Source organism: Sedimentitalea sp. XS_ASV28 (assembly GCF_041224545.1).
Taxonomy (GTDB): domain Bacteria; phylum Pseudomonadota; class Alphaproteobacteria; order Rhodobacterales; family Rhodobacteraceae; genus Sedimentitalea.
Genome location: NZ_JBGFGP010000108.1, coordinates 62,498 through 86,412 on the forward strand (window position 1 = coordinate 62,498; position 23,915 = coordinate 86,412).

Genomic DNA, 23,915 nt, shown 5'->3' on the forward strand with positions numbered 1-23,915 from the left:
AACGCATCGATGACCAATCTCTCGTGGGGCATTCTCGGCACGGCGGGCATCGCCCGCAAGGCCATGTTGCCGGCTCTTCAATCTGCCGAAGGCTGCCGCGTCGTGGCGATCGCATCACGCGACGCCGCGCGTGCGCAGGCTTTCGCCCGGGATTTCGATATTCCCCGATATCATGCAAGTTACGAGGCGCTGCTCGCCTCTCCCGAGATCGACGCGGTTTATATCCCGCTGCCCAATCACCTGCACGTTCCCCTGACCCTGCAGGCGCTCAGGGCCGGCAAACACGTGCTTTGTGAAAAACCGCTGGCCCTCACCCTCGCCGACGCGGAACAGGTTGCCGAGACCGCACGACAGGCGGACAGGTTCGTGGCCGAAGCCTTCATGACGCACCACCATCCGCAATGGACAAGTGCAAGAAAACTCGTCCGCGCCGGCAGGATCGGCCACCTCACTGCGGTTCAGGCGTTGTTTTCCTACGCCAATCACGATCCGGAAAATGTGCGCAATCAGGCGGATATCGGCGGCGGCGGTCTTTATGACATCGGCTGTTACGCGCTGGATACCGCGCGATTTTTCTTTGAACAGGCACCGGAGAGCGTCGCCGCCATAATGGAGCGCGATGCCGTGTTCGGCACGGACCGGATTACAACCGGGGCAGCGCGTTTCGCGGGCGGTGGACAGCTCGGCTTTACCGTGAGCACGCAATCCGCGCTGGTGCAGCAGCTGACGCTGCTGGGCACGGACGGCTATCTGGTGTTTGACGCCCCATTCAATTGCCCCGGCGATCATCGCGCGCGGCTCGCCATCGATCCGGGCACCGACCTGCTGGGCACCGGCCGCGAGATTCAGACCATGCCACCCGCAGACCAATACCGGCTACAGGCCGAAGCATTTGTCCGGCAGGTACGCGCGCGCGATGGCTGGGCGGCTGCCCTGGACGAGATACGCGGAAATGCAGCGGCCCTTGAAGCCACAACGCGCGCCGCACGAACCGGGGTCTGGGAACCGGTTGCAGAAACGAAACCCATCGCAGGAGTTGCCTGATGTCTTCTTCCAACCTTCAAATCGAAAGCGCCGTGATCATCGGCGGAGGTATCTTTGGTGTATCGACCGCCGTGCAGCTGGCCCGCATGGGGGTCGCCGTGACTCTCATCAATGACGGGCCACTGGCCAATGGCGCCTCGGGGCGCTCGCTGGCCTGGCTGAACTCGTCCCGCCGCCGGTCCATTCCCTATCACCGACTGCGGCAGGCCGGCATGGAACGCTATCGCAGCCTGTCCGACCGGCATCGTGGTCCCGACTGGCTGCGTTTCGATGGCGGTCTGACATGGGATGCGGCGGACGACGGGAACGAGATCGCCGATATCTATCGGTATGAGCGCAATCTGGGCTACGAAGCCGTGTTGCTCGGCGGCGCGGACGTCGCGACATGCGTGCCGGGGGTGAACGGCGCGGCGGTTACCGAGCCGGGGGCGATTCTCAACCCGAACGAGGGCTGGGTCGAACTGCCGGCGCTGATCGCGCTGCTGGCCGAGGAACTGCGCGCCAAGGGCGGCGAGATCGTGACCGACGCCGGCCCCGCCGAAGTTCAGGTCCGCAACGGGCGCGCGCGGGGCGCCAAAACATCTGACGGGCGCAGCTTTGACGCGGACGTCACACTTGTTGCCACCGGCCCTGCGGTGCCGGTCATGGCCGCCGAGTTGGGGATTCAGGTGGATGATGCGACGCCCGTCGCGGTCCTGGTCGAGACGCACCCGGTGGATCACCCTTTGCGCGCTGTTCTGAATACCCCGCGCGTGGCCGTGCGTCCGACCGCGACAGGCGCATTCTTTCTCGACTCGGCCTGGCCCGAGGACGAAGTTCGTCAGCAGCCCGATGGCAGTTATCAGGTCGAGCAATGGGTCATTGACGGGTTGATCGAGGAAGCGAAAAAGGTGCTGGATCCCGTGCCTGCGCTCGAAGTCGCGGCAGTACATTACGGACCCAAGCCAATTCCAGGTGACGGCGAGCCGGTTTTTGGCGAGGTGACCTCCCTGCCCGGCTGCTACCTTGCCTTCTCGCACAGCGGCGCCACGCTCGGGCTGATCGCCGGCGAGCTTCTGGCCGAAGAAATGGCGCTCGGCCTGCGCCACGAACTCCTGGAGCCCTTCAGGCCGGAACGGTTCACGCGCTGAAACGCCGGGTTCAAGGCGTTGTCGCAATCGGCGGCTGACCCGCGGGTAGCCGGCGCGCCGGTTCATATGGCTGAAACGGATCCCCGAACGATCAGTTTGGTCGGAAAGACATGGTGCTGCGGCTCGGATTGGTCGCCGCCTATCCGTTGCAGCAGAATTTTCGCCGCCAGCGGGCCGATCCGGTCAATCGGTTGTGCGACTACCGTGATCTGGGGGTCGGTGAAGGTCGCGAAATCGAAATCGTCGAACCCCACGAGCGAGACATCTCTCGGCACGCTCAACCCCATGCTGCGCAGGGCAATCAGAGCCCCCGTGGTCATCAGGCTGTCAACCGTGAACAACGCCGTCGGAGCCGGCGTCTGTCTGAACAGCCTGATCGCGGTCTCGACGGCATGTTTGGTCGTCGAAGAGGAGACGGCAATCAGACTCTCATCGCTTTCGATCTCGTTCTCCTGAAGTGCCTGGCGATATCCGGCCAACCGCTCGCGCGCTGTGAATATCCGCGCTTCATCTCCCAGGAACGCGATCCTGCGATGTCCGTTGGCGACAAGATAGTTCACGGCTTCGCGGGCACCGCCGTTGTTGTCGACCACGATGCTGTCGCACCCGATTGTCCCCGCGCGCCGGTCGATCATGACGATCGGCGTGCCTGCCGCGGCCAATTCCCGGAAGTGCTGCGTCTCCTGCTCCGACGTCGGTGCCACGATGAAACCGCGAACGCTCAGGCTGCGAAGGTTCTCCAGCACCGCCCGCTCCTGCTCGAGATCTTCCTCGCTGCAGGCGATCAGCAGGTTGTGGCCCTGGGGTCTGAGGCTCCGATCCAGGTCATGGGCAATCTGGGCGAAGAAGGGATTCTGCACGTCGCCGGGGATGAACCCGACAAGGGGGAGTTCTCCGCGCCTCAGCGCCTGTGCCACCCTGTTGTGCCGATAACCGAGACGTTGGGCCGCCTCGCGCACCCGCTCGGATACCGCCCCGCCGACATAGCCATAATTGTTCAACGCCCGCGCCGCCGTCGCGCGCGACACCTTGGCCTCGGCGGCAACATCCTTGATGGTAACAGTCTTGCGTGACACGGACGGGACCTTTCACTTGGAGCAGCGTTTCCCAGCACGTACTGGCACGCCCACAGCAAAAGTGCCAAGCAAAAGCGCCGCGAATCGTGGCAACTGCCGATTTGTGTGGCGCTTGGCAGTGCCTGTCCATACACTCAACCCATATCTCTTATCCCACTGTGCATAAAAGAAAACTTCCGAAACGAATTTTTCTTGCCAGGTTTTGTGCGATATGGCAGCGTATATATATGAGATCGGTATCACATGCGAGTCGCAGCGATGCCGTCTTTTTTGAGATTGATATGAGATCGGTCTCATTCAGTGAATACGGACCGGAACATCGCCCGGCGCACGCCGTTGAAAAGGCGCGGACACGGGAAAGAGTCACCAAGAAGGAATCGTAAGAACATGTTGAATTTTGACCGCGACCGATACCTGTCCATTCAGAGCGGCGCACTTCGGATTGCCGACGAACTGCATGGCCTCGTGGGCGAATTGCTGTCTTCGGGGGTCGAGCGGGTGTTCTTCATGGGCACTGGCGGTGTGCAATTCCTGACACAGCCGGCCATTGAACTGGCGACACGCTATTCGACCTTTCCGGTCAGCGGGCAGATGCCGGCACAGGTTGTGCTGGCTCCGCCGGCCGGATTGAACGAGCGCGCGCTTGTCGTGCTGCCATCGCTGTCGGGCACCACCAAGGAAAGCGTCGAATTGCTGAGTTATCTCAAGTCGGTCGGCGCGCGTACCCTGTCTCTTACCGGTCATGCCAACACACCCTTGGCGCAGGGCGCGGATTACAATTTCACGAATTTCGCCGAAGACGACACCTCCTCCGAGATGTTCCATCTGCAATCGCTTCTGCTGGTGCTGAGCATCCTAGACGCGCGCGGCGAGATCGGAAATTACAACGAAATCGTCGCCGAACTGCAACGCTTGCCCGGGCTGCTGGCCGATGCGAAAGCCGCGTTCGAAGACGAGGCCGCAACCCTCGCCGAAACGATCAGGGATGAAACCTATCACATCTTCACCGGCGCCGGTTCCGCCTGGCCTGCGGCACATTATTACGGCATGTGCATCCTCGAAGAGATGCAATGGATCCGCACGCGACCGGTGCACGCCTCGGATTTCTTTCACGGGACACTGGAACTGGTTGAACCGGGCGTCAGCGTGTTCTTGCTGAAAGGCGAAGACCCGTACCGCCCCCTTGCCGAGCGGGTTGAGAAATTCGTTCCCCGCTACACCGACCGGCTGCGGGTGATCGACACCGCAAAGACCGACCTGCCCGGCATCAGCAATACGGTGCGTGCGATGATATCGCCGGTGGTGCTTGCGAGCCTGCTCGAACGACTGAGCGCGCATCTCGAAGTGCTCCGGGAGCATCCGCTGACAACGCGGCGTTATTACAAGCGTGTCGAGTACTGACCTTTCATCGACCAAGCATCAACAGGGAGTCAGACAATGAACAATACATCGAAAATGACAGCAGCGCTGTGGACAGGTGCGATGGCCCTTGCCACAGCGCAGACCGCAGCCGCGGGCGACCTGGTCAAGGCCGATCCGACGGCTCCGGTTGAATACAGCGGCACCTTGTCAATCATGACGAAATTCGGGTCGCAGCATCTGTCGCCCTTCTTTCGCGACATCGTCGAGGATTATCAGAAACTGCATCCCGAGGTTTCCTTCGAACTCATCCAGGAAACCGACGACAGCGTGAAGGGCAAGACCAAAACCCTGGTGGCGACCAACTCCCTGCCCGACATCTTCTTCAGCTGGACCGGGACCTGGGGACACAACTTCGTTCGCGGCAATCGCGCCGTCGATCTGACTCCGGTGATCGGCAAGGGCACCGACTGGGGCAAGACCTTCAGTCCTGCCGCGCTCGAAGCCTTTGTCTGGAACGACCGGAACTTCGGTGTGCCTCTCTATCTGGACGCCAAGTTCATGGGATATAACAAACGCATCTTTTCCGATCTCAACATCGAAAAGCCCGAGACCCTGGAACAGTTGCTCGCGGCTTGCGACACGATCTCGGAAAGCGGCATGACACCGATTTCCTTCGGCAACAAGAACGCTTGGCCAGCCGTGCATTATGCCGGTCAACTGCTGGTATACAACGTGCCGGTCGCCACGTTGGAAAAGGATTTCGATCCCAAAACCGCCGAATTCACCGATCTCGGCTATGTCACCGCACTGACGCAATTTTCGGAACTTCAAAACCGCTGCATGCGCGACGCCCCCAACGGGATGTCCTATCAGGCGGCAATTCAGGCGTTCAGCGACGAACGCTCGGCGATGTACTATCAGGAAATTCTCGAATTTGACGGATCCGCGAACGATGAGACAACCCTGAAACCCGAGGATTTCGGATATTTCATCCTGCCCACGCCGGAAGGTGCCAAGGGCGATACCAATGCCATCGAGGGGGCGCCCGAGGGCTACATGGTGAGCGCGTCTTCGGCGCAGATACCGCTGGCAATCGACTTTCTGAAATTCCTTACCTCACAAGAGGTGGGCAAGGTGCTTTCCGCATCGCCCTATGGACAGCCAAGCGCCGTCATCGGCGGCTCCGACCCGGACGCGATGAACGCCAACGTCGTCGCCGGCATGGCCGATATCGACTCGGCCAGTTACCTGATGCCATGGCTGGACACGGTAAATCATCCGCGTGTCGCGGCGGCATGGCTGGCTGGCCTTCAGGCGCTCGTCGGTGGCTCCAAATCTCCCGAAGAGGTCATCATCTCGGTCCGCGAAACCGCCGAAGCCGTCGGCGGCTGATCGGTTCCCGCGATGGTCACTACAGCAGAGCATCCGACCCGTGGCGCCGCGACCGACCGTGCCACGAGCGGGGAGTTGCGCCGCTCCGGATTGCGGCGCCGCATCGCCGGGCTGATATCGCTACGCTGGGTCCTGCTCGCGGTGCTGCTGATCGGGGTGCTGATCTACGTGCCCATCGTTGACAATTTCCGTGTCAGCACCACCAATCGCGACATCTTCACCGGCGAGACCACCAATGTCGGCCTCGCCAATTACGAGCGCCTGCTGCAGGATCCCGTCGTCTGGCGCGCGCTGCTGAACAATACGCTCTACGCGCTGCTGTCGATCATTTTCCAGGTGTTCGGCGCTTTCCTTCTGGCAGCGATGATCGAGGGCCTCAGGAGCAAACGGGCGCGCAATTTCTGGCGTGCCATGTACTTCATACCCTCGGCAATTTCGACCACCGTGACCGGGTTGCTCTTTTACTTCATCTACCAGCCTGACGTGGGGCTGCTTGACGCCGGGCTCCGCGCGATCGGTCTCGGGGACTGGACCAGACCGTGGCTCGCGCTCGAGGAAACCGCAATCTTCGGGATCATCGCGATGAGCCAGTGGCAAGGGTTCGGATATTCCACCCTTCTCTTTTCGATCGCCATTCAGAAAATTCCGCGCGAACTTTATGACGCGGCAATCATGGACGGGGCCGGCCCGATCAGACGGTTGTGGAGCATCACCTTTCCGATGTCGCGCGAGATGACCGGCCTGATGGTGATCGTCACGATCACAGGGGCATTTCAGGTCTTCAACGAAATCATGGTGATGACCGCGGGCGGGCCGAATAACAGCAGCCAGGTGCTCGGCACGTGGCTCTACCAGCAGGCGTTCATTCAGAACGAATTCGGCTATGGCGCGGCAATTGCCGCGGTGATTTTCGTGGTCACCATGCTCACCGGCGCTGCGCAGGTCTGGTACACCGCGAAACGAAGGGTAAAATTATGACCGTCGGAACCGGCAACCCTCCGAGCGAGTCCGCCCTTTTCTGGAGCGCGATCAGCAAATCCTTTGTCTATTCGTTGCTGGTCTGCCTCGGCGTCATCGTGCTCTATCCCCTGTTGTGGATGGCGGCGAGCGGCTTCAAGACCAACACACAGATTTTCAACGCGCCCTTTGCCATGCCCCTGAGTTGGAGCCTGGAAAACTATATCGGCGCGTGGAATGAGGGCGTGCGCAGTTTTCTCGTTTCCAGCCTGATCGTTACCGCCACCTCGGCGTTCTGCACTGTGATGATCAGCGCATGGACAGCCTATGGCCTGACCCGCACGCGGATGCCCGGCAAGCCGCTGATCACCGCTTTTATTCTCGGCGGTCTCATGCTCAGCCCGACCGTCGCGCTGATCCCGCTGGTGCGCATGATGCAATCGGTGGGTCTCTACAACACGCATTGGGCGCTGATCCTGCTCTACACCGCCTTTCGCATTCCGTTCACGACCTTCCTGATCCGCGCTTACATGCTGGAACTGCCTTCTGATCTCGATGAAGCCGCCCGCATGGATGGCGCTTCGGAAGGGCAGATCTTCTGGCGCATCATGCTGCCGCTGTGCAGGCCGATCATTGTCTCAAGCGTGATCCTCCACATCCTCTTCGCATGGAACGAATACCTCTTCGCAATGATCTTTACCAACGCGCAAGAGGTACAGACCCTGCCGGTGGGCCTCACCTCGCTGATGGCCAAACATGGGACAGACTATGCTCAGGTCTTTGCCGCCATGACCATTTCGGCGCTGCCGATCGTGCTGCTGTTCTTTGCAATGCAGCGCTATTTCGTCCGCGGTCTCACAGAAGGCATCGGCAAATGAAACCCACCGCAAGTAATGATTTGGCGGCGCGCGTTGCGTCGCGGCTGGCTGGCGCGGATTTCGCGGTCACGCAGTGCCGGCTGAATTGTTCCCTGCCCCCGGGACCGGGCAAGATCATGCTTTGGCCAATCGCACCAAATCCCGGCGCATCAGGGGCCTCGGCATGAGCGCAGGAGAAAGTCCGCGCCTGATCGCCGTCGGCGACAATTGCCTGGATGTCTACATCGACAAGAATACGATGGCGGTTGGCGGCAACGCGCTCAACGTGGCGGTGCAATGGCATCGCGCAGGTCGCAATGCGCGCTATTTCGGTGCCGTCGGAGACGATGCAGAGGCCGACATCCTGCTCGACGAGGTGGCGCGCGCCGGATTGCCGGTAGAGGATGTCGAGCGCCGCGCCGGCAAAACCGCCGTCACCCTGCTGCGCGAGACCAACGGGGACCGTCACTTCCTGCTCGAGGATCTCGGTGTCGGTCAGGATTATCTGCCCTCTGACGAGCGTTTCACCGCGCTTGCGGGGGCCGACTGGGTTCATCTGGGCACGCATTCCAATCCGGAACTGGTGCGTCGGCTGGTCTCGAACCGAATCCCCTTTAGCATAGATGTTTCGACCCGCCCCTTGGATCTCGAATTGCGAGGCGCGCGGCTGGTCTTTGCCTCCGGCCCAGAAGACACCGCCCGTCCGGTCGCGCCTCTGGTCGAGGCACTGCTGGCGGCCGGCGCGCAGCGCGCCGTTGTGACCTGTGGAGGGCGCGGCGCGTTCTATGGCGACGGCACCGCATTTCATGCCGTTCCCGCGCGCCGGATCCCGGTCCTTGATACCTGTGGTGCTGGCGACAGTTTCATAGCGCGCTTCATCGACGCATTCTGCATCGACGGCCATGACCCTCTAGACGCCATGACCGCCGCCACCCAAGCCGCCGCAGATACCTGCCAGCACAAAGGCGGCTTTCCACAGGATCTGCGTGCGGCTCCGGATTGGATCCGCGCGAAATACGCCGACACGATCAATGCCACGAAGGAGAGTTTCTGATGTCCGCGATCACCATGCGGCGACCCATTCAGGCGGCGCCGGAAGATCGGTCCTTCTGGTTGCAGGACATCGAGGCGACCGCGGCCACCAAACCGCTGGACGGCGACATAGACGCCGACGTCGTGATCGTCGGTGGCGGATATACCGGGCTCTGGACCGCACTCCGTCTGGTTGAGATGGCGCCCGATACCCGCGTCTGCGTGATCGAGGCCGGGTGCTGCGGGTCGGGCGCGTCGGGTCGAAACGGCGGACAGGTGCACAGCTGGTACGCCGAGATCGACACGCTGGCCGAGGTGGTCGGAGACGCCGAAGCCCGTCGGCTCTGCGCCGCGTCTGCAGAGGCGATCGAGGAATTGGCAACGCTTCAGATCTCCGGAGCGATTGATATGGATCTGAGGCTCGATGGCTGGCTCTGGACTGCCAGCTCCAAGGCTCAGGAGGGCGCGTGGACACGGGCCGCCGCCGCAACCGCCGCTGCCGGAGTGCGGCGGTTCCGGAGCCTGAGTGCCGGAGAAATCGCGAGACGCACAGGATCGTCAGCCTCTTACGCAGGCATTGCCGAAGACCGCGCCGGGAGCGTACATCCCGCCAAGCTTGCAATGGGTCTGCGCGATCTGGCCATCGCCAATGGCGTCAGGGTGTTCGAGGAATCGCCGGTACGCCGGATCGTGCCGGGCGCGCGCTGTTCCGTCGAGACCGACCGGGGCGCACTGCGGACGCCAAAGGTGGTTCTGGCTGCGAATGCCTGGCTTGCCGGTATCCCCGCGTTGCGCCGGTACATGTTCGTGGTGCAGAGCCAGATCATCGCCACCGAACCCTTGCCAGACAGGCTCGATGCAATCGGTTGGAAGGACGGGGCCGCAATCTGCGATTCACAGCGGCAGGTCTTGTATTATCAACGCAGTTCCGCCGGGCGGGTGATCTTCGGACATGGCAGCGGCAAGATCGCCTTTCGCGACGATTTCGGCACTGAGTTCAACCGAAGCCGGGACCGGGGGCAGGTCAATCGTACCGAACTGGCGCGGGTCTACCCCATGCTCGGCGACGCCCGGATCACCCATGACTGGGCCGGCCCGGTGGATTGCACCTCTGATCACATGCCAATCTTTGATCGTCTTCCCGGCCATCCGAATATCTTTTTCGGTCTCGGATTCAACGGCACCGGCATCGCGCAGACCCCTGTTGCCGGACGTATTCTGGCCAGCCTCGTGCTGGGGCGTGCGGATGAATGGGCGCAAAGCGGGCTCGTGGGTCTCGCTCGTCGCAAGGTGCTGCCGCCCGAACCGATCCGGTATTGCGGCGCGCGTATCATACGGGCCGCGGTGCGCCGCCGAAACGCGGCAGAGATCGCCGGACACCGTCCCGGACGGCTCACCCGATTTCTTTCGGACCTCACACCGGGCAACGGCTGACGCCGCTATCCCCCAATCCAGGAGGCAACCGCCATGGCAGAGATGACGCTTCACCAAATCCGCAAGACCTATGGCGGGCTCGAAGTCCTGCACGGCATCGATCTTGAATGCGAAAAGGGCGAATTCATGGTTTTCGTCGGCCCATCCGGCTGCGGAAAGTCCACTTTGCTGCGCTGTATTGCCGGGCTTGAGGAAATAAGCAGCGGCGAACTGCGGATCGGCGGTGCACTGATGAACGACGTGCCACCTTCGCGGCGCGGGATTTCAATGGTGTTCCAAAGCTACGCGCTCTATCCGCACATGACCCTGTTTGACAACATGGCGTTCGGACTGAAGATCGCCGGCATGAAAAAGAACGAGATACGCGAGCGGGTTCACCGCGCTGCGGACATCCTGCAACTCACGCCGCTGCTCGGGCGCTATCCCAAGGCGTTGTCGGGCGGGCAGCGCCAGAGGGTCGCAATCGGGCGCGCCATCGTTCGGGATCCGCGGGTCTTTCTCTTCGATGAACCGCTGTCCAATCTCGACGCCGCGCTGCGGGTGGCGACCCGGATCGAGATTGCCAAATTGAAGCAATCCATGCCCGATACGACAATGATCTATGTCACCCACGACCAGGTCGAGGCGATGACGCTGGCGGACCGGATCGTTGTCTTGCGCGACGGCGAAATCGAGCAGGTGGGCACGCCGCAAGAGCTTTACCGAACCCCCCGAAACGTCTTTGTGGCGCAGTTCATCGGCTCGCCCGCGATGAACGTCCTGCCGGCGCAATTGCATCACCGGGATGGCGGGGTCAGCATCACCCATGCCGCAAGCGGCGAATGCGTGCTCGGCAGTGCCGGTGCATTCGGTGCCGGCCCGGTTCAGATGGGCGTGCGACCCGTAGACCTTGCGCTGGCCGGTGATGCCGCCCCCTTGTTCCGGGGCAGGATCGACCACATCGAGCATCTGGGAGAATTGCAGTTGGTCCACACGGATGTCGGCATGGCCGACAAACCGATCATCGCGAAACTGCCCGGCGATCTGGACTTGCGGCGCGGTGCAGATATTGCCTTGGCGGCACGGTCCTCGTCGATCCATGTCTTTGATACCGATGGCCGCAGACTGAACCGCGCGGGCCAGACCTGAGCCGCCGGCCAGGCGGGCCGGATCCTGTGTGTGAATGTGCCGTCCGGTGTTATCTGATGAGATTTCAGCAGCCGGTTCAAAGCAAACAGGCCGGGGGTTCCCGGCCTGTCGCGCAAATTTAGGCCACCGGACTGCCTTACCGCGTGCCGGTCGCCGACTTGGCCTTTTCGATCGCCTCATTGATATTCAGAGACGCCGCTTCCTGCCGTGGCGGGAATTCGGCAAAGGTCGCGACATGTTCGGTCAGCAGGGCGATAATCGGCTGCATCACCCAGCTTTTGCGCATCATCTGCTGAAAACCGATGTCGCCATCGTAATATTCATACGGATCCTTGCGCAGGTTGAACAGCTTGGGCATCGTGTGCTGAACCATATCCTCGTAATATTTGCCCCCGGGCTTGCTTGCAAAGTGCAGTTTCCAGGGCCCCACGCGCACCGCAGACAGGTTGGTTTCGTAGTAATAGAAGAAGTGGTTGCGGGCCGATTCCTCGGCATTACCGGTCCAGTAATCGAGATTGTTGATCCCGTCGATCATCACCTTATGGCTCTCGCGCAACTCTTCGGACACGTTGGGCCGGCCTGCGGCGGCGGCGAGCGTCGGCAGAACATCCTCGTGCGAGGAAATCCCGTTGAGCTTCAGCCCCGCAGGAATCTGATCCGGCCAGCGGACCAGGAAGGGCACCCGAACGCCGCCTTCCCATGTGGTCATTTTTTCACCGCGGAATTTGGTGACGCCGCCATCGGGCCAGGTGCCGCTTTCGGGGCCATTGTCCGTCGTGTAGAGAACGATGGTGTTGTCAGCGATACCCAGTTCGTCGATCTTGTCGAGCAGCGAGCCGACATGACCGTCATGCTCGATCAGGCCGCTTCCGAACAGGTCCTCTTCCGAACTGATGTCGGTAGCGAGATTGCGGCTCTCGTCCTTGAGATGCGTGTAAACATGCATCCGGCTGGGCGCATGCCAGATAAAGAACGGCTTTTGCTGATCGACGGCCCGCTCCATGAAGTCGATACTGCGGGCGAGCACCTCTTCATCAAAGGTTTCCATGCGTTTCTTGGTCAATGGACCGGTATCGTTGATTTCGCCATCCGCGAAGGACTCGATCACCCCTCTCGGACCGAACTTCTCGAGAAACTCGGGGGTATTGGGATAATCCGCCTGCTCCGGCTCTTCGGACACGTTCAGGTGGTAGAGATTTCCAAAAAACTCATCAAAGCCATGTTTCGTGGGCAGGTGCTCGTCAAGATCGCCAAGGTGGTTCTTGCCGAACTGCCCCGTCATGTACCCTTGCTCTTTCAGGACTTCGGCAAGCGTCGGGTCCTCGGGCTGAATGCCGAGCGGGTTGCCGGGCTGGCCAACCGTCGTCAGACCGGTGCGCACCGGCAGTTGCCCCATCAGGAAGGCGGCACGACCGGCTGTACAACTTGGCTGGGCATAGTGATCGGTGAACAATGCACCCTCGGCCGCGATCCGGTCGATATTCGGCGTCGGATATTGCATCCCGTGGCTGTAGGCGCTGAGGCTCGTCTGGGCCACGTCATCGACCATGATGGCCAGGATGTTCGGCGGCGCGCTCTCCTGCGCGAACGCTGAACTTGCGGCGATGCCGAAGGTCAGTGAACCAACTGCAAATAAGATCGTGAGTTTCATAAGGAAGTCCTCCGTGGATAGTCTCCTCGCAAGAAGCCTAGCCTCCGACATCCGTCATGTCATCCAAGAGTTGTCATCGGCGAAACGCATTCGACCGTTCGAAACGCAGCGATGATTGCGCCAACCGACCTTGCTGCGCGACAGGAGTGTTTGATCTGCGACCTGCGTTGCAGCGACGGCGCGCGCGTGCCCGCAGCCACAGTCATGCTGTGCCCTCGCTCAGCCAGGGTCATAAGCGCAAGGTCAAGACAGCGAGCGCCGCGTGGGCTGGCTCCAGATTGCCATTCCCAGGGCAATCGCGATCAGGCCGGCCGCAGCGGAAAAGGTCGCCGAAAAGGCACGCGAAATATCCGCGATTGGCGCTTCCGCCGCCTCACCCGTTCCCATGAAGATGACGAACAGCGTGGACATCGCGGCGGCACCCGTCATCAATCCAAGGTTGCGCGACAGCCCGAGCAGACCGGCCAGCCGCCCGCGCTCATCCCTTCCGGCGCCGGACATGACCGCGGTGTTGTTGGCCGCGAGAAACAGCTGAAAAGCCGGCGTCAGTAAGATCAACGCGGCTATGTATCCACCCACACCGAAATAGCGCGGCAAATAGGCCAGGCAGAGCAGACCAATCATGGTCTGCAACAAACCCGTTCGCATCACCCGACGCGGCCCGAAGCGGTCGGTCAACCGCCCCGCGGGCACGCCCGAGACTGCGGAAACGACCGGCCCGACCGCCAGAACCAGCCCGACAACGGCCTCATCCAGCCCAAGCGAGAACGTCAGGAAGAACGGACCGATGACCAGCGTTGCCATCATGACGGTGCCAACGAGTATATTCATGGCAAATCCGGACCCCGCGACCCGGTCCAGCAGCACGGTCATTGGAACAAGCGGCATGATCACGCGGGTCTCGACAACCACGAAGAGCGCCGTCGCGATCACCGTGGCCAAGGCAAGTACGACCACGGAACCCGGAATACCCGCCACGCCGCCGCTGGTGGCAAGGGAATAGGTCGCAAGCGCGATGATCAAAAGGAAGGTTCCGGCAAGGTCCAGTGACCTCACCGATGCGCGGGGACGCTCATCATCACGCCGGATCGTGAGGAGCGCCAGAACAAGGGTCAGCCCGGAGAACCCCGCGAGAAGCCAGAACGCCAGCCGCCAATCGCTCCACGCCAGCACGAGACCACCCAGAGAGGGGCCGAGTGCGGTACCGACGGCGGACGTTGTCCCCAACAGGCCCATGACCCTTCCAAGCCTGCCGGGAGGCACCATGTCGCGCGTGATTGACAAGGGCAGCGCGATCAGGATCGCCCCGCCAATCCCCTGAATCGCCCGCCACAGGATCAGCAACGCTAGGCTCGGGGCCGTCGCGCTCAGTATTGACCCGGCAACAAAGACGATCAGTCCCAGGATCATCACCCGGCGGTGGCCGAACAGGTCGCCAAGACGTCCGGCCGAGACGATGGTGACCGTCACCGCCATCAGATAGGCCAGCACAACCCACTGGGCCTCCGATACGGACACACCAAAATGGCGTGTCAGGGTGGGCAGCAGCACGGACGCGACGCTGATCCCGAGAGATGCGGTCAGCGACGCGGCGGCCAGCGCCAACAGGACGGGAAACGGCGCGCGCGCCTCGGATATTGCAGACATGGTAGATCTCTTGCCTTCGTGGTCAGTGGCAGATAGCCTGCCACTTCAAGTTAGCTTGAGGTCAACCATGAAATTGCTCGATATCGGGGTCCTGTCGGAACAAAGCGGTGTCGCCCCCTCGACGCTGCGCTATTACGAGGAAATCGGACTGATCCAGTCGGTCGGCCGGCACGGTTTGCGACGGCAATTCGATACGCAGGCGGTCATGCAACTCGCGCTGATCTCACTGGGCAAGATGGCCGGGTTCTCGCTCGAGGATATCAAGGGCATGTTCGCCAGCGACGGAACGCCCCGATTGCCGCGCACCGAGTTGCTTCTGCGCGCCGACGCGCTCGAGCAGAAGATCCGCGATCTTACACGCTTGCGCGACGCCCTGCGGCACGTGGCGGATTGCCCTGCCGAAAACCACATGGACTGCCCCAAGTTCAAGCGCCTGATGAGCTTCGCCGCTCGCACGACCGCCAGACGCCGGACCTGAGAGAAATTAGAAGTGCCCTTGCCGAGATATTATTATATTTTCCGTAACCCACTTCGATCCATATGTTGGTTGGTGAGACGAGGAAAAGGTCATGTCGATCTTGTCCCGCAAAGAGTTCCACGATGAGTACGCCGCCTACGATTACGTAGAGGAACGGGTGTGGCCGCATGGCGTCAGGAAGACCCGTTGTTACATACATAGCACAGGGTTCTGAGTCTCGTGGACCCGCAACCACTGGCCGCGCCATTCATGGACGGTAGGGCGCTGATCCGCGAGTCCGTTACCGAGAGTGGCTTGGGCAATCGCGTTTTCATTTAGGCGTTTGAGCCGAGCGTTTCGACCTGGCGGCTTTCGCGCATCATCAGCAGGGCGCCGGTCAGGAAGCAGAGCGCGCCGAAGAACAGGTGAATGTTGGCAAGGTCTGCAACCCAGCCGGGCTCGGGTCCCTTGGGGATATATGCCAGCAGCCCCGCCACCATGAAAAAGATGCAACCCAGGAGATTGATGAACACGATCTGCCAGTCGAGGTCACGCGGTCTCCACGACCAGTAGGCATGGCCGGTTTCCACGAAGGCCAGATAGCCGGATAACAGGAACAGCACCGATCCGATCATGCCCGGAAGCCATATCGTCAAATCCTGAAGATACCAGCCATCCACCGGGTTGATCGCGTCGAAGGTATTGAAGTTGAACGCAATCGTACCGGCAAACTGGGTAATTGTGCTGAGCCAGCCCGGATCATGCGGACGCCAGCCCAGCAGGTGCACGCGACGCGGCGGCCCGGGTGCGTCTTTTGAAAACTCTGTCGCGTTTGCGGCCTGAAAGTTCTGCAGGAAACCAGCAATCGTGAACGGAATCGACCCGAGGAAGAACATGCGCGCAATCTGCACCGGAGCGAGTGAATACGGCAAGACAGACAACAGCGCCCCCAACATGAACAGGAGCGAGCCCACACTGAAACACAGCCCGGTCCACCAGTTATACGCGGCCCGTTGCCAGACCGGCACATCTGTCTGATCCGGATGGCGAGACAGGCCCTTGCGGTGCTGCCTTGCCCGCCAGCGCACACCTGCCCCGTGGTGCCGGTAGGTGCGCAGGGTGATGAAAGGCCCCGCGCCCTTGGCCGTTTCGCCGGGCAAGGTTTCACGATCGGTCATCCCACACCCGGGTTCGGGACGCGCACGGGACGGATCAATGGTGGAACCCGCTGGCTTCGTCACCACCCAATGGAACCCGGGCGGGATGCTTGTCCAGATGAGCGAGCGCGCGTTTCATATCCGCGATCAGCAGTGCGCAGAGGTCGCGGCTGACGCCGTTGCGGACGAGAATGCGCTGGATCGCCTGTTCCTCGCAATGCGCGGGCAGGGTATAGGCTGGCACCTGCCATCCCCGCACGCGCAGACGATCGGCCAGATCAAACAGGCTGAAGCCGTGGTCGATGCCGTCTTTCAGTTTCCACGACACCGCCGGAATACCCCGGCCACGATCACCGTCGAACACGATCTCGAACGGACCCATCGCGCTGATCTCATTCGCGAGAAAGCGGGCCGAGTCGTAGCAGGCGCCATGAACCTTGCGGTATCCTTCGCGTCCAAGACGCAGGAAATTGTAGTATTGGCAGGCGATCTGACCGCCCGGTCGCGAGAAGTTCAGCGCGATGTCCTTCATGTTTCCACCAAGGTAATTCACCCAGAAAATCATGTTCTCGGGCAGGTCACGCTCCTCGCGCCACATGACCCAGCCAACCCCGAGCGGCGCCAGCCCGAATTTGTGACCGGACGCATTGATCGAGCGGACGCGCGGCAGGCGAAAGTCCCATTCCAGATCGGGCGCACAAAACGGAGCGAGAAACCCCCCGCTTGCACCATCGACATGGATCGGTATGTCGAGCCCGGTGTCCTGTTCAAACCGATCCAGCGCGTCACTGACCGCCTTCACCGGTTCGTATTCGCCGGTAAAGGTCACACCGAGTGTCGGCACGACGCCGATGGTGTTTTCATCGCAATATTTCAGCGCCTCTTCCGGTGTCATCAGCAAACGGCCGTTTTCCATCGGGATCTCGCGATGTTCGACATCCCAATAGCGGGTGAATTTGTGCCAGCAGACCTGAACCGGTCCGGTCACGAGGTTGGGTTTGTCGATCGGTTTTCCCTCGGCCTTGCGCCGGGCTTCCCAGCGGCGCTTCATCGCCAGCCCGCCCAGCATCGCGGCCTCGCTTGACCCGGTGGTTGAACATCCGGTCGGGTTTCCCGCCGGCGCATGCCACAGGTCGGCCAGCATCCGAACGCAACGCGCCTCGATCTCGGCGGTCTGCGGATACTCGTCCTTGTCGATCATGTTCTTGTCGATGCAGGCATCCATCAGCTTGTGGATTTCCGGCTCTTCCCACGTCTGGCAAAATGTCGCGAGATTCTGCCGCGAATTCCCGTCCAGCATCAGCTCGTCGCGGATTGCCGCAAATACCCGACCGGGATCATTTTCCGCCGACGGAAATTCCGACTTCGGCAACGTCTGTGACAGGAGATTTGAACCATAGACTTCGTCATTCCGGTTCTCGGGGTGATCGTTCATTTTGAACTCCGGGTATTATTGCGTGTTTCAGCGGGCCAGCGACAATGGCGCATGACCTCCATTACGGTATTGATCACGCGAATTTCGCCCATAGGTATATTCAATTGCACCCAGTTCGTCACGGCTTGTCACGAGCTTGGCTCAGCATACGAATCCAGCCGATACCAGTCGCGTCGAGGGCGATGGAGAAAGGCTCACATCATCAAACGGCAGGGTCAAACATCTGACAGAGCGGTGCCCGGCCTCTTTTACGCTGCAACTCATAATGTCCAAGCGGTGTCCAGCCGACCAGCGCGGTTTCTTCGCTGTCGCTGCGAAAGGCGGCGCGCAGGGCCGTTTCAAACCCCCGCCGATCCTTCTTGGGCATCGGGGCGAGATCGAGCGTGATCTGTCCACCGAGCCCGCGCAGGCGCAAGGCACGCGGCAGGGCCTTGGCGCAGGCCAGGTTGGCCTTGATGCCAGCGGCGAGCGACGTGTCGGGACCGGTATTCACATCGACGGCAATCAGCGCGCGTGTCGGCTCGATGAACATGCGGCCACCGCCTGGCAACGGCTCTGCCGTTCCCCTTGCGAGATCAATCGCGTCAAGCACGCCGTGCGCTGCAAATCCCTCTGACTCGGTGATAATCTCGGCCGAATCGGTCCAGTCGCGCCAAGCGAGCAGATGCGGACCATCGCCGTCGAGCAGGGTTTCGGCCTCGCTTCCGGTGTCGCGGAGCACATCCTGAGCGAGGCCCGCCATGCGCGCGATGTCATCGGCGATTTCGTCCTCGTTTGCTCCGGCGCAGGACGACCGCAGAATCAGCCCATAAGACGCGTCGCCGAGCGTGTCATGCGCGATTTCGAGCAGACGGTCGCGCTCCGCTTCGTCACGAATGCTGCGTGAAAGGTTCAGACCCGGCGCGTCGGGGGTAATGATCGCGTAGCGGCTCTTGAAAAGCAGCTTCTGCGTCACCGGAATCGCCTTGCCCGGTTCGGCATAGCCCGTCACCTGCACCAGCAGCGACTGCCCCGGCGCGAGCCCCCTGACCTGACGCAGAAAGGCAGAGCCGTCCGGCGTTGTCAGGAACATGCCACCCTGCCCCTTGACCGGGCGATCCGCGCGGGCGCGATAGATTGTTCCCGGTGCGGGCGCGTCGCTTTCGATCAGCAGATCGTCAAGCTGTCCGTCGACCATGAGCGCGGCGGCTTCCCGGCCTTCCAGATGGTCCAGAATGATACAACGCCGCTTCATGTCGGATCCGCACCCCGCATGACGCCCATGCTTTGCAGAAGCCCTGCGGTCTCAGCGAGCGGCAGGCCTACGATCCCTGTGAACGACCCGCTGATCCACGGGATAAAAGCCCCCGCAGGCCCCTGGATGCCGTATGCGCCGGCCTTGCCTTGCCAATCATTGGTCGCGAGATAGGCATTGAGATCACCATCCGACAGGCGCTTCATTCGCACCGTGCTGACCACGTCGGTTTCGCGGATTTCATCACCCCGGCGCACGGCGACCGCGGTGATGACGCGATGCCGTCGGCCGGAAAGGGCCAGCAGAAACTCGGCCGCCTCACCTGCGTTTGCAGGCTTGCCCAATATGCGACGCCCGAGCGCCACGGTCGTATCGGCACAGAGCACGACATCGTCTGCTTCGGCCGATACGGCAGCGACCTTTTCCCGGGCGATACGCGCACAGTAAGGACGAGGCAGCTCGCCCCTGCGCGGGTCTTCGTCGATCTCGGGCGGGCGTATCGCATCCGGTGTCAACCCAAGCTGCGCCAGCAGGTCCAGCCTCCGGGGGCTGCCCGATCCGAGAATGAACGCCATTAATCTGGCGTTACTTAAAGCGATAGTTGATCCGACCCTTGGTCAGATCATAGGGCGTCATCTCGACCTGCACCTTGTCGCCGGCAAGGACACGGATGCGGTTCTTGCGCATCTTTCCCGCCGTATGTGCGATGATTTCATGGCCGTTCTCAAGTTCGACCCGAAATGTCGCATTTGGCAGGAGTTCCTTCACGACACCGGGGAATTCGAGGATATCTTCCTTGGCCATGTTGTCTCCATAGTGATGGGTCCCGCCAAAAGGCAGGGCGTGCGGCTAGATGATGCTTTTCAAGTGGTTTTTCAAGCGCTCAATCCGGAATGGCGCGGATTTGTGACCGAATTGAAACGTGCTTTCGCAAAAAGCCGAGTTCCGTGAGTGGGATTTACCCAACGGAATGCGTCATGCGCGGCGAGATAGGCCGTTGCCTGCGAATCATGTCTGTCTTCTCTCGGACATTGCCTGGGGCGCGGACAGTGAGCGTGCCCCTGTCCGATGCGGTCCCTGCTCCGGCCCGTCCTGATCCGTGCCCCTGAATCACAAAGCAATCACAAAGCGAGGTTGGCATTTTCCATCGGGTGCGCCACCTTGCCTGAGATCAACCAAAGGACATGCCCATGCGCGTTCTGATGCTCTGCCTTGTCGTGCTGCTTCCCGATCTGCTCGTGGCGCAGACCGATCAACCGAACGGCCCGATCCCGATCGAAAACAGTGCGGCGCAAGACGCCGCCATCGCCAATCGCATTCGCACCATCTTCGCGGAACTGGATGGTTTCGAAGATGTCACGGTGACGGTCACGTCGGGGATCGTCACCTTGCGCGGAAATACGCTGGACAGCGACGCCGCCCAACGCCTCACGACGCTGGTCAGTCGCGTTGACGGGGTTGTCGCGATCGAAAATGACATCACCGAGACAACCGATGTCGTCGAACGCCTGAACCCGGCCCTCCTGCGTTTCAAGGAGCGCCTGCAACAGGCGATCGCCTTCCTGCCCCTGCTGGTGATCGCCATCGGGGTGTTTGCCCTCGTGTTTCTGGTGGGTATCCTCCTTGCGCGTATGCGACAACCCTGGGACCGGTTGGCGCCAAACGCCTTCATCGCGGATATCTACCGACAGATCGTGCGGCTCGTGTTCGCTGTGGCAGGGCTCGTGATCGCGCTCGATATCATGGGCGCGGCAGCACTCTTGTCGACGATCCTCGGCGCGGCCGGGATCGTCGGTCTGGCCATCGGTTTCGCAGTGCGGGACACGGTCGAGAATTTCATCGCATCTATCCTGCTGTCGATACGCCAACCTTTCCGCCCCAACGACACCGTCGAGATCGAGGGCGACATCGGCAAGGTGATCCGGCTGACCAGCCGCGCGACGATCCTGCTCAGCTTTGACGGCAATCATATCCGCATTCCCAATGCGACCGTGTTCAAGAGCCGGATCGTGAACTACACGCGCAACGACGAACGCAGATTTCTCTTCGAACTCGGTGTCGCACCCGACACCGATCTGGCGCAGGCCTGTCAACTCGCCCTCGAAACCGTCAAGTCGCTGCCTTTCGTGCTGGAGACCCCCGCCGCTTCGGTCTGGATCGAGACCGTGGGCGACAGTACGATCATCCTGCAGATCACCGCGTGGATCCTGCAAAACGATGCCTCCTTCGCGCTCGCCCGCGGAGAAGCGATCCGAAAGACCATGCTGGCCTTCGACGCCGCAGGAATATCGATGCCGGAACCGGGAATGCGCGTACTGCTCCCGGATACCGGTGGCGATTCGCAGCAGGATCGCCCGCAAAAGGCCGTCACGCTGGCTGACCCCGGGACGCAGGACGTCGCGACGACAGCCGACAGCGATCTCGACCAAATCGTCACCGAAGAACGCCTTTCCCTGCAAGCCGCCGACCTGCTGACAACCGAAGCGCCCGAAGAATAGATGCATTTTGACAAATCGGGTCTTGCACCGCCCGCCTCGGCAGCTTAATTAGCCGCTCACCGTTGGGGTGTAGCCAAGTGGTAAGGCAGCGGTTTTTGGTACCGTGTATCGTAGGTTCGAATCCTACCACCCCAGCCAACTTTCCGAACAGCACAGAGAAAAGAGACCATTCGGGCGGATTTCGTGCGTGATGCGTCACACTCCAACAGATCTTTGACGCATGGCATTCACCACCGGACGCACTACGCGCTTCGCCAGCACAGTTGATGAGTGCATTTGAGATGCGCCCGTCGCGTCGGCCGAATAACGCGCGCCGAACGGTTCTTCCCGACAGGACGCGTGGGCGCAATACGTTGCGGTTTTGCCCGCTGCGTCCCTCGGCATGTCAATTCAGGGGATTGTCTCAGTGGAAACCAGGTAGGACATTGTAATCTTTATGTTCTTCTCATTGCTGCCAGGCTGTCACATATTGGTTTCAAATCCTGACTAGTTACCGCCACAGCAACATACTGGAGCCAGGAAAATGAACAATTCTGACGCAAGCGCAATGAGCTGGGACGAGTGGGACGAAGCGAACGATCCCCGTCCGGAAGTCACCGAGTTCGACCGCGTGGTCGAAGCAAGCCTGTCGCGCCGTGGTTTTCTCTCGGGTCTCGTGGCTTTCGGCTCGGGCGCAGCGGCGCTTGGAACCGGGCTGTTGAATGGCACCTCGGCGCAGGCACAGGACGCAGCGCGCTTTGCCTTCAAACCGGTTCCGATCTCGACCGACGGCACCGTGCATGTCCCCGAGGGCTATACCTGGCAGTCGATGGTCAGCTGGGGTGACGCGCTGTTCTCGGATGCCGAACCCTTTGACCCGGAAAACGGCGTGACCCACACCTCTGCCACGCGTGTCTTTGGCGAGAACACGGATGGCATGGAGCTTTTCCTCGTGGGCAATCGCCAGATCATCGCGGTGAACCACGAATACACCAACAACAAGGTGAACCTGCCCGATACCCATGTGGAGGGCAAGGCAGGCTCGGCACAGGACGCGCAGCTCCTGCGCAACCTGCAGGGCGTCGCCGTGATCGAGGTGGCAGAGGGAGAAGATGGCTGGGCCGTGGTGGTCGACAGCCCTTACAACCGCCGTATCACCCAGGACACCGTGATCAACCTGACCGGACCTGCTGCGGGTTCCGACCTGCTCAAGACGGTGTCCGACCCGCAGGGCATGACGGCGCGCGGCACCATGAACAACTGTGGCGCGGGCAAGACCCCCTGGGGCACCTATCTGACCTGTGAAGAGAACTTCAACGGTTACTTCGGCTCGACCGACGAGACGCTCGAGCGTACCCCCGAGCAGATGCGTTACGGCGTCGGTCTGACGGGCCGTTATGGCTACGAGAATTTCGAAGAGCGTTTTGACATTTCCAAGGACCCGAACGAACCGAACACGCAGGGCTGGGTTGTCGAGATCGATCCGACCGACCCGGAATCCGTGCCCAACAAGCGTACCGCGCTTGGACGGTTCAAGCACGAGAACGCCGCCTGCGCGATCGCGCCCGATGGCCGTGTCGCGGTCTATATGGGCGACGACGAGCGCGGAGAGTTCCTGTACAAATACGTATCCGATGACGTTTACGTTCCGGGTGGTGACACCTCGACCCTGCTCGACAACGGGACCCTCTATGTCGCCAAATTCCTCGAGAACGGTTCGGGGCAATGGTTGCCGCTGACCCCGGAAACGACGGATATGGCAATGGACGAGATTCTTGTCTTTGCCCGGATCGCCGCTTCCAAGGTTGGCGCAACGACGATGGATCGCCCGGAATGGGTTGCCGTCAGCCCGAACGAGGTTGCGGCCTATTGCGCACTCACCAACAACAAGAACCGCGGTATCAAGACCAACGCGGGTGGTGACGAAACGCCGGTTGGTGGCCCGAACCCGCGTGCCGAGAACCGCTATGGCCAGATCGTGCGCTGGTACCCGGCCAACGAGGATCACACCGATCCGGCCTTTACCTGGGATCTCTATGTGATGGCGGGTAACCCGGAAAAGCACGATGACGTCTATTCCGGTTCGCGCAACGTCACGGCAGGCAACATGTTCAATTCGCCCGATGGCATGGCCATCGACTCGACAGGCCTGATCTGGATTCAGACCGATGGCGACTTCAGCAACGAAGGCGACTTCGAGGGCATGGGAAACAACCAGATGCTGGCGGGTGACCCGGCAACCGGTGAAATCCAGCGTTTCATGACCGGTCCCTACGGGTCCGAAGTCACCGGGCTCTGCTGGTCGGCGGACAAGCGCACGATGTTTGTCGGGATCCAGCATCCCGATGCAGGTTTCCCGGGCGAGGGTTTGCCCCGCTCGACCATCGTGGCAATCAAGCGCAACGACAACGCGCTGGTCGGGTAAACGCATCAGGCCGGCCCGCC

General features: G+C 61.2%; 20 protein-coding genes and 1 tRNA gene. 13 read left to right on the top strand and 8 right to left on the bottom strand.

Features of this window, described 5'->3' with window-relative positions:
- Nucleotides 1–9: 9 nt before the first annotated feature.
- Both AB9K34_RS07445 and AB9K34_RS07450 read left to right on the top strand, forming a co-directional pair.
- Nucleotides 10–1,044, top strand: coding sequence for a Gfo/Idh/MocA family protein (locus AB9K34_RS07445; RefSeq protein ID WP_369953790.1), 1,035 nt, complete (start codon nucleotides 10–12; stop codon nucleotides 1,042–1,044).
- Entirely contained in the window at nucleotides 1,044–2,174 is a 1,131-nt protein-coding gene (locus tag AB9K34_RS07450) for an NAD(P)/FAD-dependent oxidoreductase (protein WP_369953791.1), read from the top strand. The genes AB9K34_RS07445 and AB9K34_RS07450 overlap by 1 nt, the downstream gene beginning before the upstream one ends.
- A 62-nt stretch (nucleotides 2,175–2,236) precedes the next feature.
- On the opposite strand, the gene AB9K34_RS07455 is transcribed toward AB9K34_RS07450, so the two are convergent.
- Complete coding sequence (locus AB9K34_RS07455; RefSeq protein WP_369953792.1) at nucleotides 2,237–3,250, bottom strand: LacI family DNA-binding transcriptional regulator; 1,014 nt, start codon at nucleotides 3,248–3,250, stop codon at nucleotides 2,237–2,239.
- A gap of 387 nt (nucleotides 3,251–3,637) precedes the next feature.
- Here AB9K34_RS07455 and AB9K34_RS07460 point away from each other — a divergent pair, with 387 nt between their 5' ends.
- The 7 genes from AB9K34_RS07460 to AB9K34_RS07490 all read left to right on the top strand — a co-directional run bounded on the left by AB9K34_RS07460 (nucleotide 3,638) and on the right by AB9K34_RS07490 (nucleotide 11,412).
- The gene (locus AB9K34_RS07460) at nucleotides 3,638–4,651 is read left to right on the top strand and encodes an SIS domain-containing protein (protein ID WP_369953793.1); all 1,014 of its coding nucleotides are present in this window, start codon (nucleotides 3,638–3,640) and stop codon (nucleotides 4,649–4,651) included.
- Nucleotides 4,652–4,687: 36 nt separating this feature from the next.
- The gene (locus AB9K34_RS07465) at nucleotides 4,688–6,004 is read left to right on the top strand and encodes an extracellular solute-binding protein (protein ID WP_369953794.1); all 1,317 of its coding nucleotides are present in this window, start codon (nucleotides 4,688–4,690) and stop codon (nucleotides 6,002–6,004) included.
- Nucleotides 6,005–6,016: 12 nt separating this feature from the next.
- Entirely contained in the window at nucleotides 6,017–6,982 is a 966-nt protein-coding gene (locus AB9K34_RS07470) for a carbohydrate ABC transporter permease (protein ID WP_369953795.1), read from the top strand.
- Nucleotides 6,979–7,839, top strand: a complete 861-nt coding sequence (locus AB9K34_RS07475; protein WP_369953796.1) for a carbohydrate ABC transporter permease — start codon at nucleotides 6,979–6,981, stop codon at nucleotides 7,837–7,839. Before AB9K34_RS07470 ends, AB9K34_RS07475 begins: the two co-directional genes overlap by 4 nt.
- Before the next feature lie 163 nt (nucleotides 7,840–8,002).
- Nucleotides 8,003–8,872, top strand: a complete 870-nt coding sequence (locus tag AB9K34_RS07480) for a PfkB family carbohydrate kinase (protein ID WP_369953797.1) — start codon at nucleotides 8,003–8,005, stop codon at nucleotides 8,870–8,872.
- Nucleotides 8,872–10,284: an NAD(P)/FAD-dependent oxidoreductase gene (locus tag AB9K34_RS07485; protein WP_369953798.1), complete on the top strand. Its 1,413-nt coding sequence runs from the start codon at nucleotides 8,872–8,874 to the stop codon at nucleotides 10,282–10,284. The genes AB9K34_RS07480 and AB9K34_RS07485 overlap by 1 nt, the downstream gene beginning before the upstream one ends.
- A 33-nt stretch (nucleotides 10,285–10,317) precedes the next feature.
- Complete coding sequence (locus AB9K34_RS07490; protein WP_369953799.1) at nucleotides 10,318–11,412, top strand: ABC transporter ATP-binding protein; 1,095 nt, start codon at nucleotides 10,318–10,320, stop codon at nucleotides 11,410–11,412.
- Between the two features lie 136 nt (nucleotides 11,413–11,548).
- Here the strand turns inward: AB9K34_RS07490 and AB9K34_RS07495 are convergent, their stop codons facing one another.
- The gene (locus AB9K34_RS07495) at nucleotides 11,549–13,063 is read right to left on the bottom strand and encodes an arylsulfatase (protein ID WP_369953800.1); all 1,515 of its coding nucleotides are present in this window, start codon (nucleotides 13,061–13,063) and stop codon (nucleotides 11,549–11,551) included.
- Nucleotides 13,064–13,306: 243 nt separating this feature from the next.
- Complete coding sequence (locus AB9K34_RS07500; protein WP_369953801.1) at nucleotides 13,307–14,710, bottom strand: MFS transporter; 1,404 nt, start codon at nucleotides 14,708–14,710, stop codon at nucleotides 13,307–13,309.
- A gap of 67 nt (nucleotides 14,711–14,777) precedes the next feature.
- Between AB9K34_RS07500 and AB9K34_RS07505 the strand changes: the two genes are divergently transcribed.
- Nucleotides 14,778–15,188, top strand: a complete 411-nt coding sequence (locus tag AB9K34_RS07505) for a helix-turn-helix domain-containing protein (RefSeq protein ID WP_369953802.1) — start codon at nucleotides 14,778–14,780, stop codon at nucleotides 15,186–15,188.
- Nucleotides 15,189–15,502: 314 nt separating this feature from the next.
- On the opposite strand, the gene AB9K34_RS07510 is transcribed toward AB9K34_RS07505, so the two are convergent.
- The 5 genes from AB9K34_RS07510 to infA form a co-directional block, all read right to left on the bottom strand.
- Nucleotides 15,503–16,345, bottom strand: a complete 843-nt coding sequence (locus AB9K34_RS07510) for a hypothetical protein (protein WP_369953803.1) — start codon at nucleotides 16,343–16,345, stop codon at nucleotides 15,503–15,505.
- Between the two features lie 34 nt (nucleotides 16,346–16,379).
- Nucleotides 16,380–17,759: a glutamate decarboxylase gene (locus AB9K34_RS07515; protein WP_369953804.1), complete on the bottom strand. Its 1,380-nt coding sequence runs from the start codon at nucleotides 17,757–17,759 to the stop codon at nucleotides 16,380–16,382.
- A 202-nt stretch (nucleotides 17,760–17,961) separates the two neighbouring features.
- The gene (locus AB9K34_RS07520) at nucleotides 17,962–18,993 is read right to left on the bottom strand and encodes a ribonuclease E/G (RefSeq protein ID WP_369953805.1); all 1,032 of its coding nucleotides are present in this window, start codon (nucleotides 18,991–18,993) and stop codon (nucleotides 17,962–17,964) included.
- Nucleotides 18,990–19,568 carry a nucleoside triphosphate pyrophosphatase gene (locus AB9K34_RS07525; protein WP_369953806.1) on the bottom strand — a complete coding sequence of 193 codons (579 nt, stop codon included), beginning with the start codon at nucleotides 19,566–19,568 and terminating at the stop codon, nucleotides 18,990–18,992. Before AB9K34_RS07525 ends, AB9K34_RS07520 begins: the two co-directional genes overlap by 4 nt.
- Before the next feature lie 10 nt (nucleotides 19,569–19,578).
- Complete coding sequence (gene infA, locus AB9K34_RS07530) at nucleotides 19,579–19,797, bottom strand: translation initiation factor IF-1 (protein WP_010137880.1); 219 nt, start codon at nucleotides 19,795–19,797, stop codon at nucleotides 19,579–19,581.
- Nucleotides 19,798–20,183: 386 nt separating this feature from the next.
- On the opposite strand from infA, the gene AB9K34_RS07535 reads away from it, so the two are divergent.
- From AB9K34_RS07535 to AB9K34_RS07545, 3 genes are all read left to right on the top strand, one after another.
- Nucleotides 20,184–21,491: a mechanosensitive ion channel domain-containing protein gene (locus tag AB9K34_RS07535; RefSeq protein ID WP_369953807.1), complete on the top strand. Its 1,308-nt coding sequence runs from the start codon at nucleotides 20,184–20,186 to the stop codon at nucleotides 21,489–21,491.
- 63 nt (nucleotides 21,492–21,554) lie between these two features.
- Nucleotides 21,555–21,629, top strand: a tRNA-Gln gene (locus tag AB9K34_RS07540).
- A gap of 385 nt (nucleotides 21,630–22,014) precedes the next feature.
- Nucleotides 22,015–23,895, top strand: a complete 1,881-nt coding sequence (locus AB9K34_RS07545; protein ID WP_369953808.1) for a PhoX family phosphatase — start codon at nucleotides 22,015–22,017, stop codon at nucleotides 23,893–23,895.
- The last annotated feature ends 20 nt before the right edge of the window (nucleotides 23,896–23,915 follow it).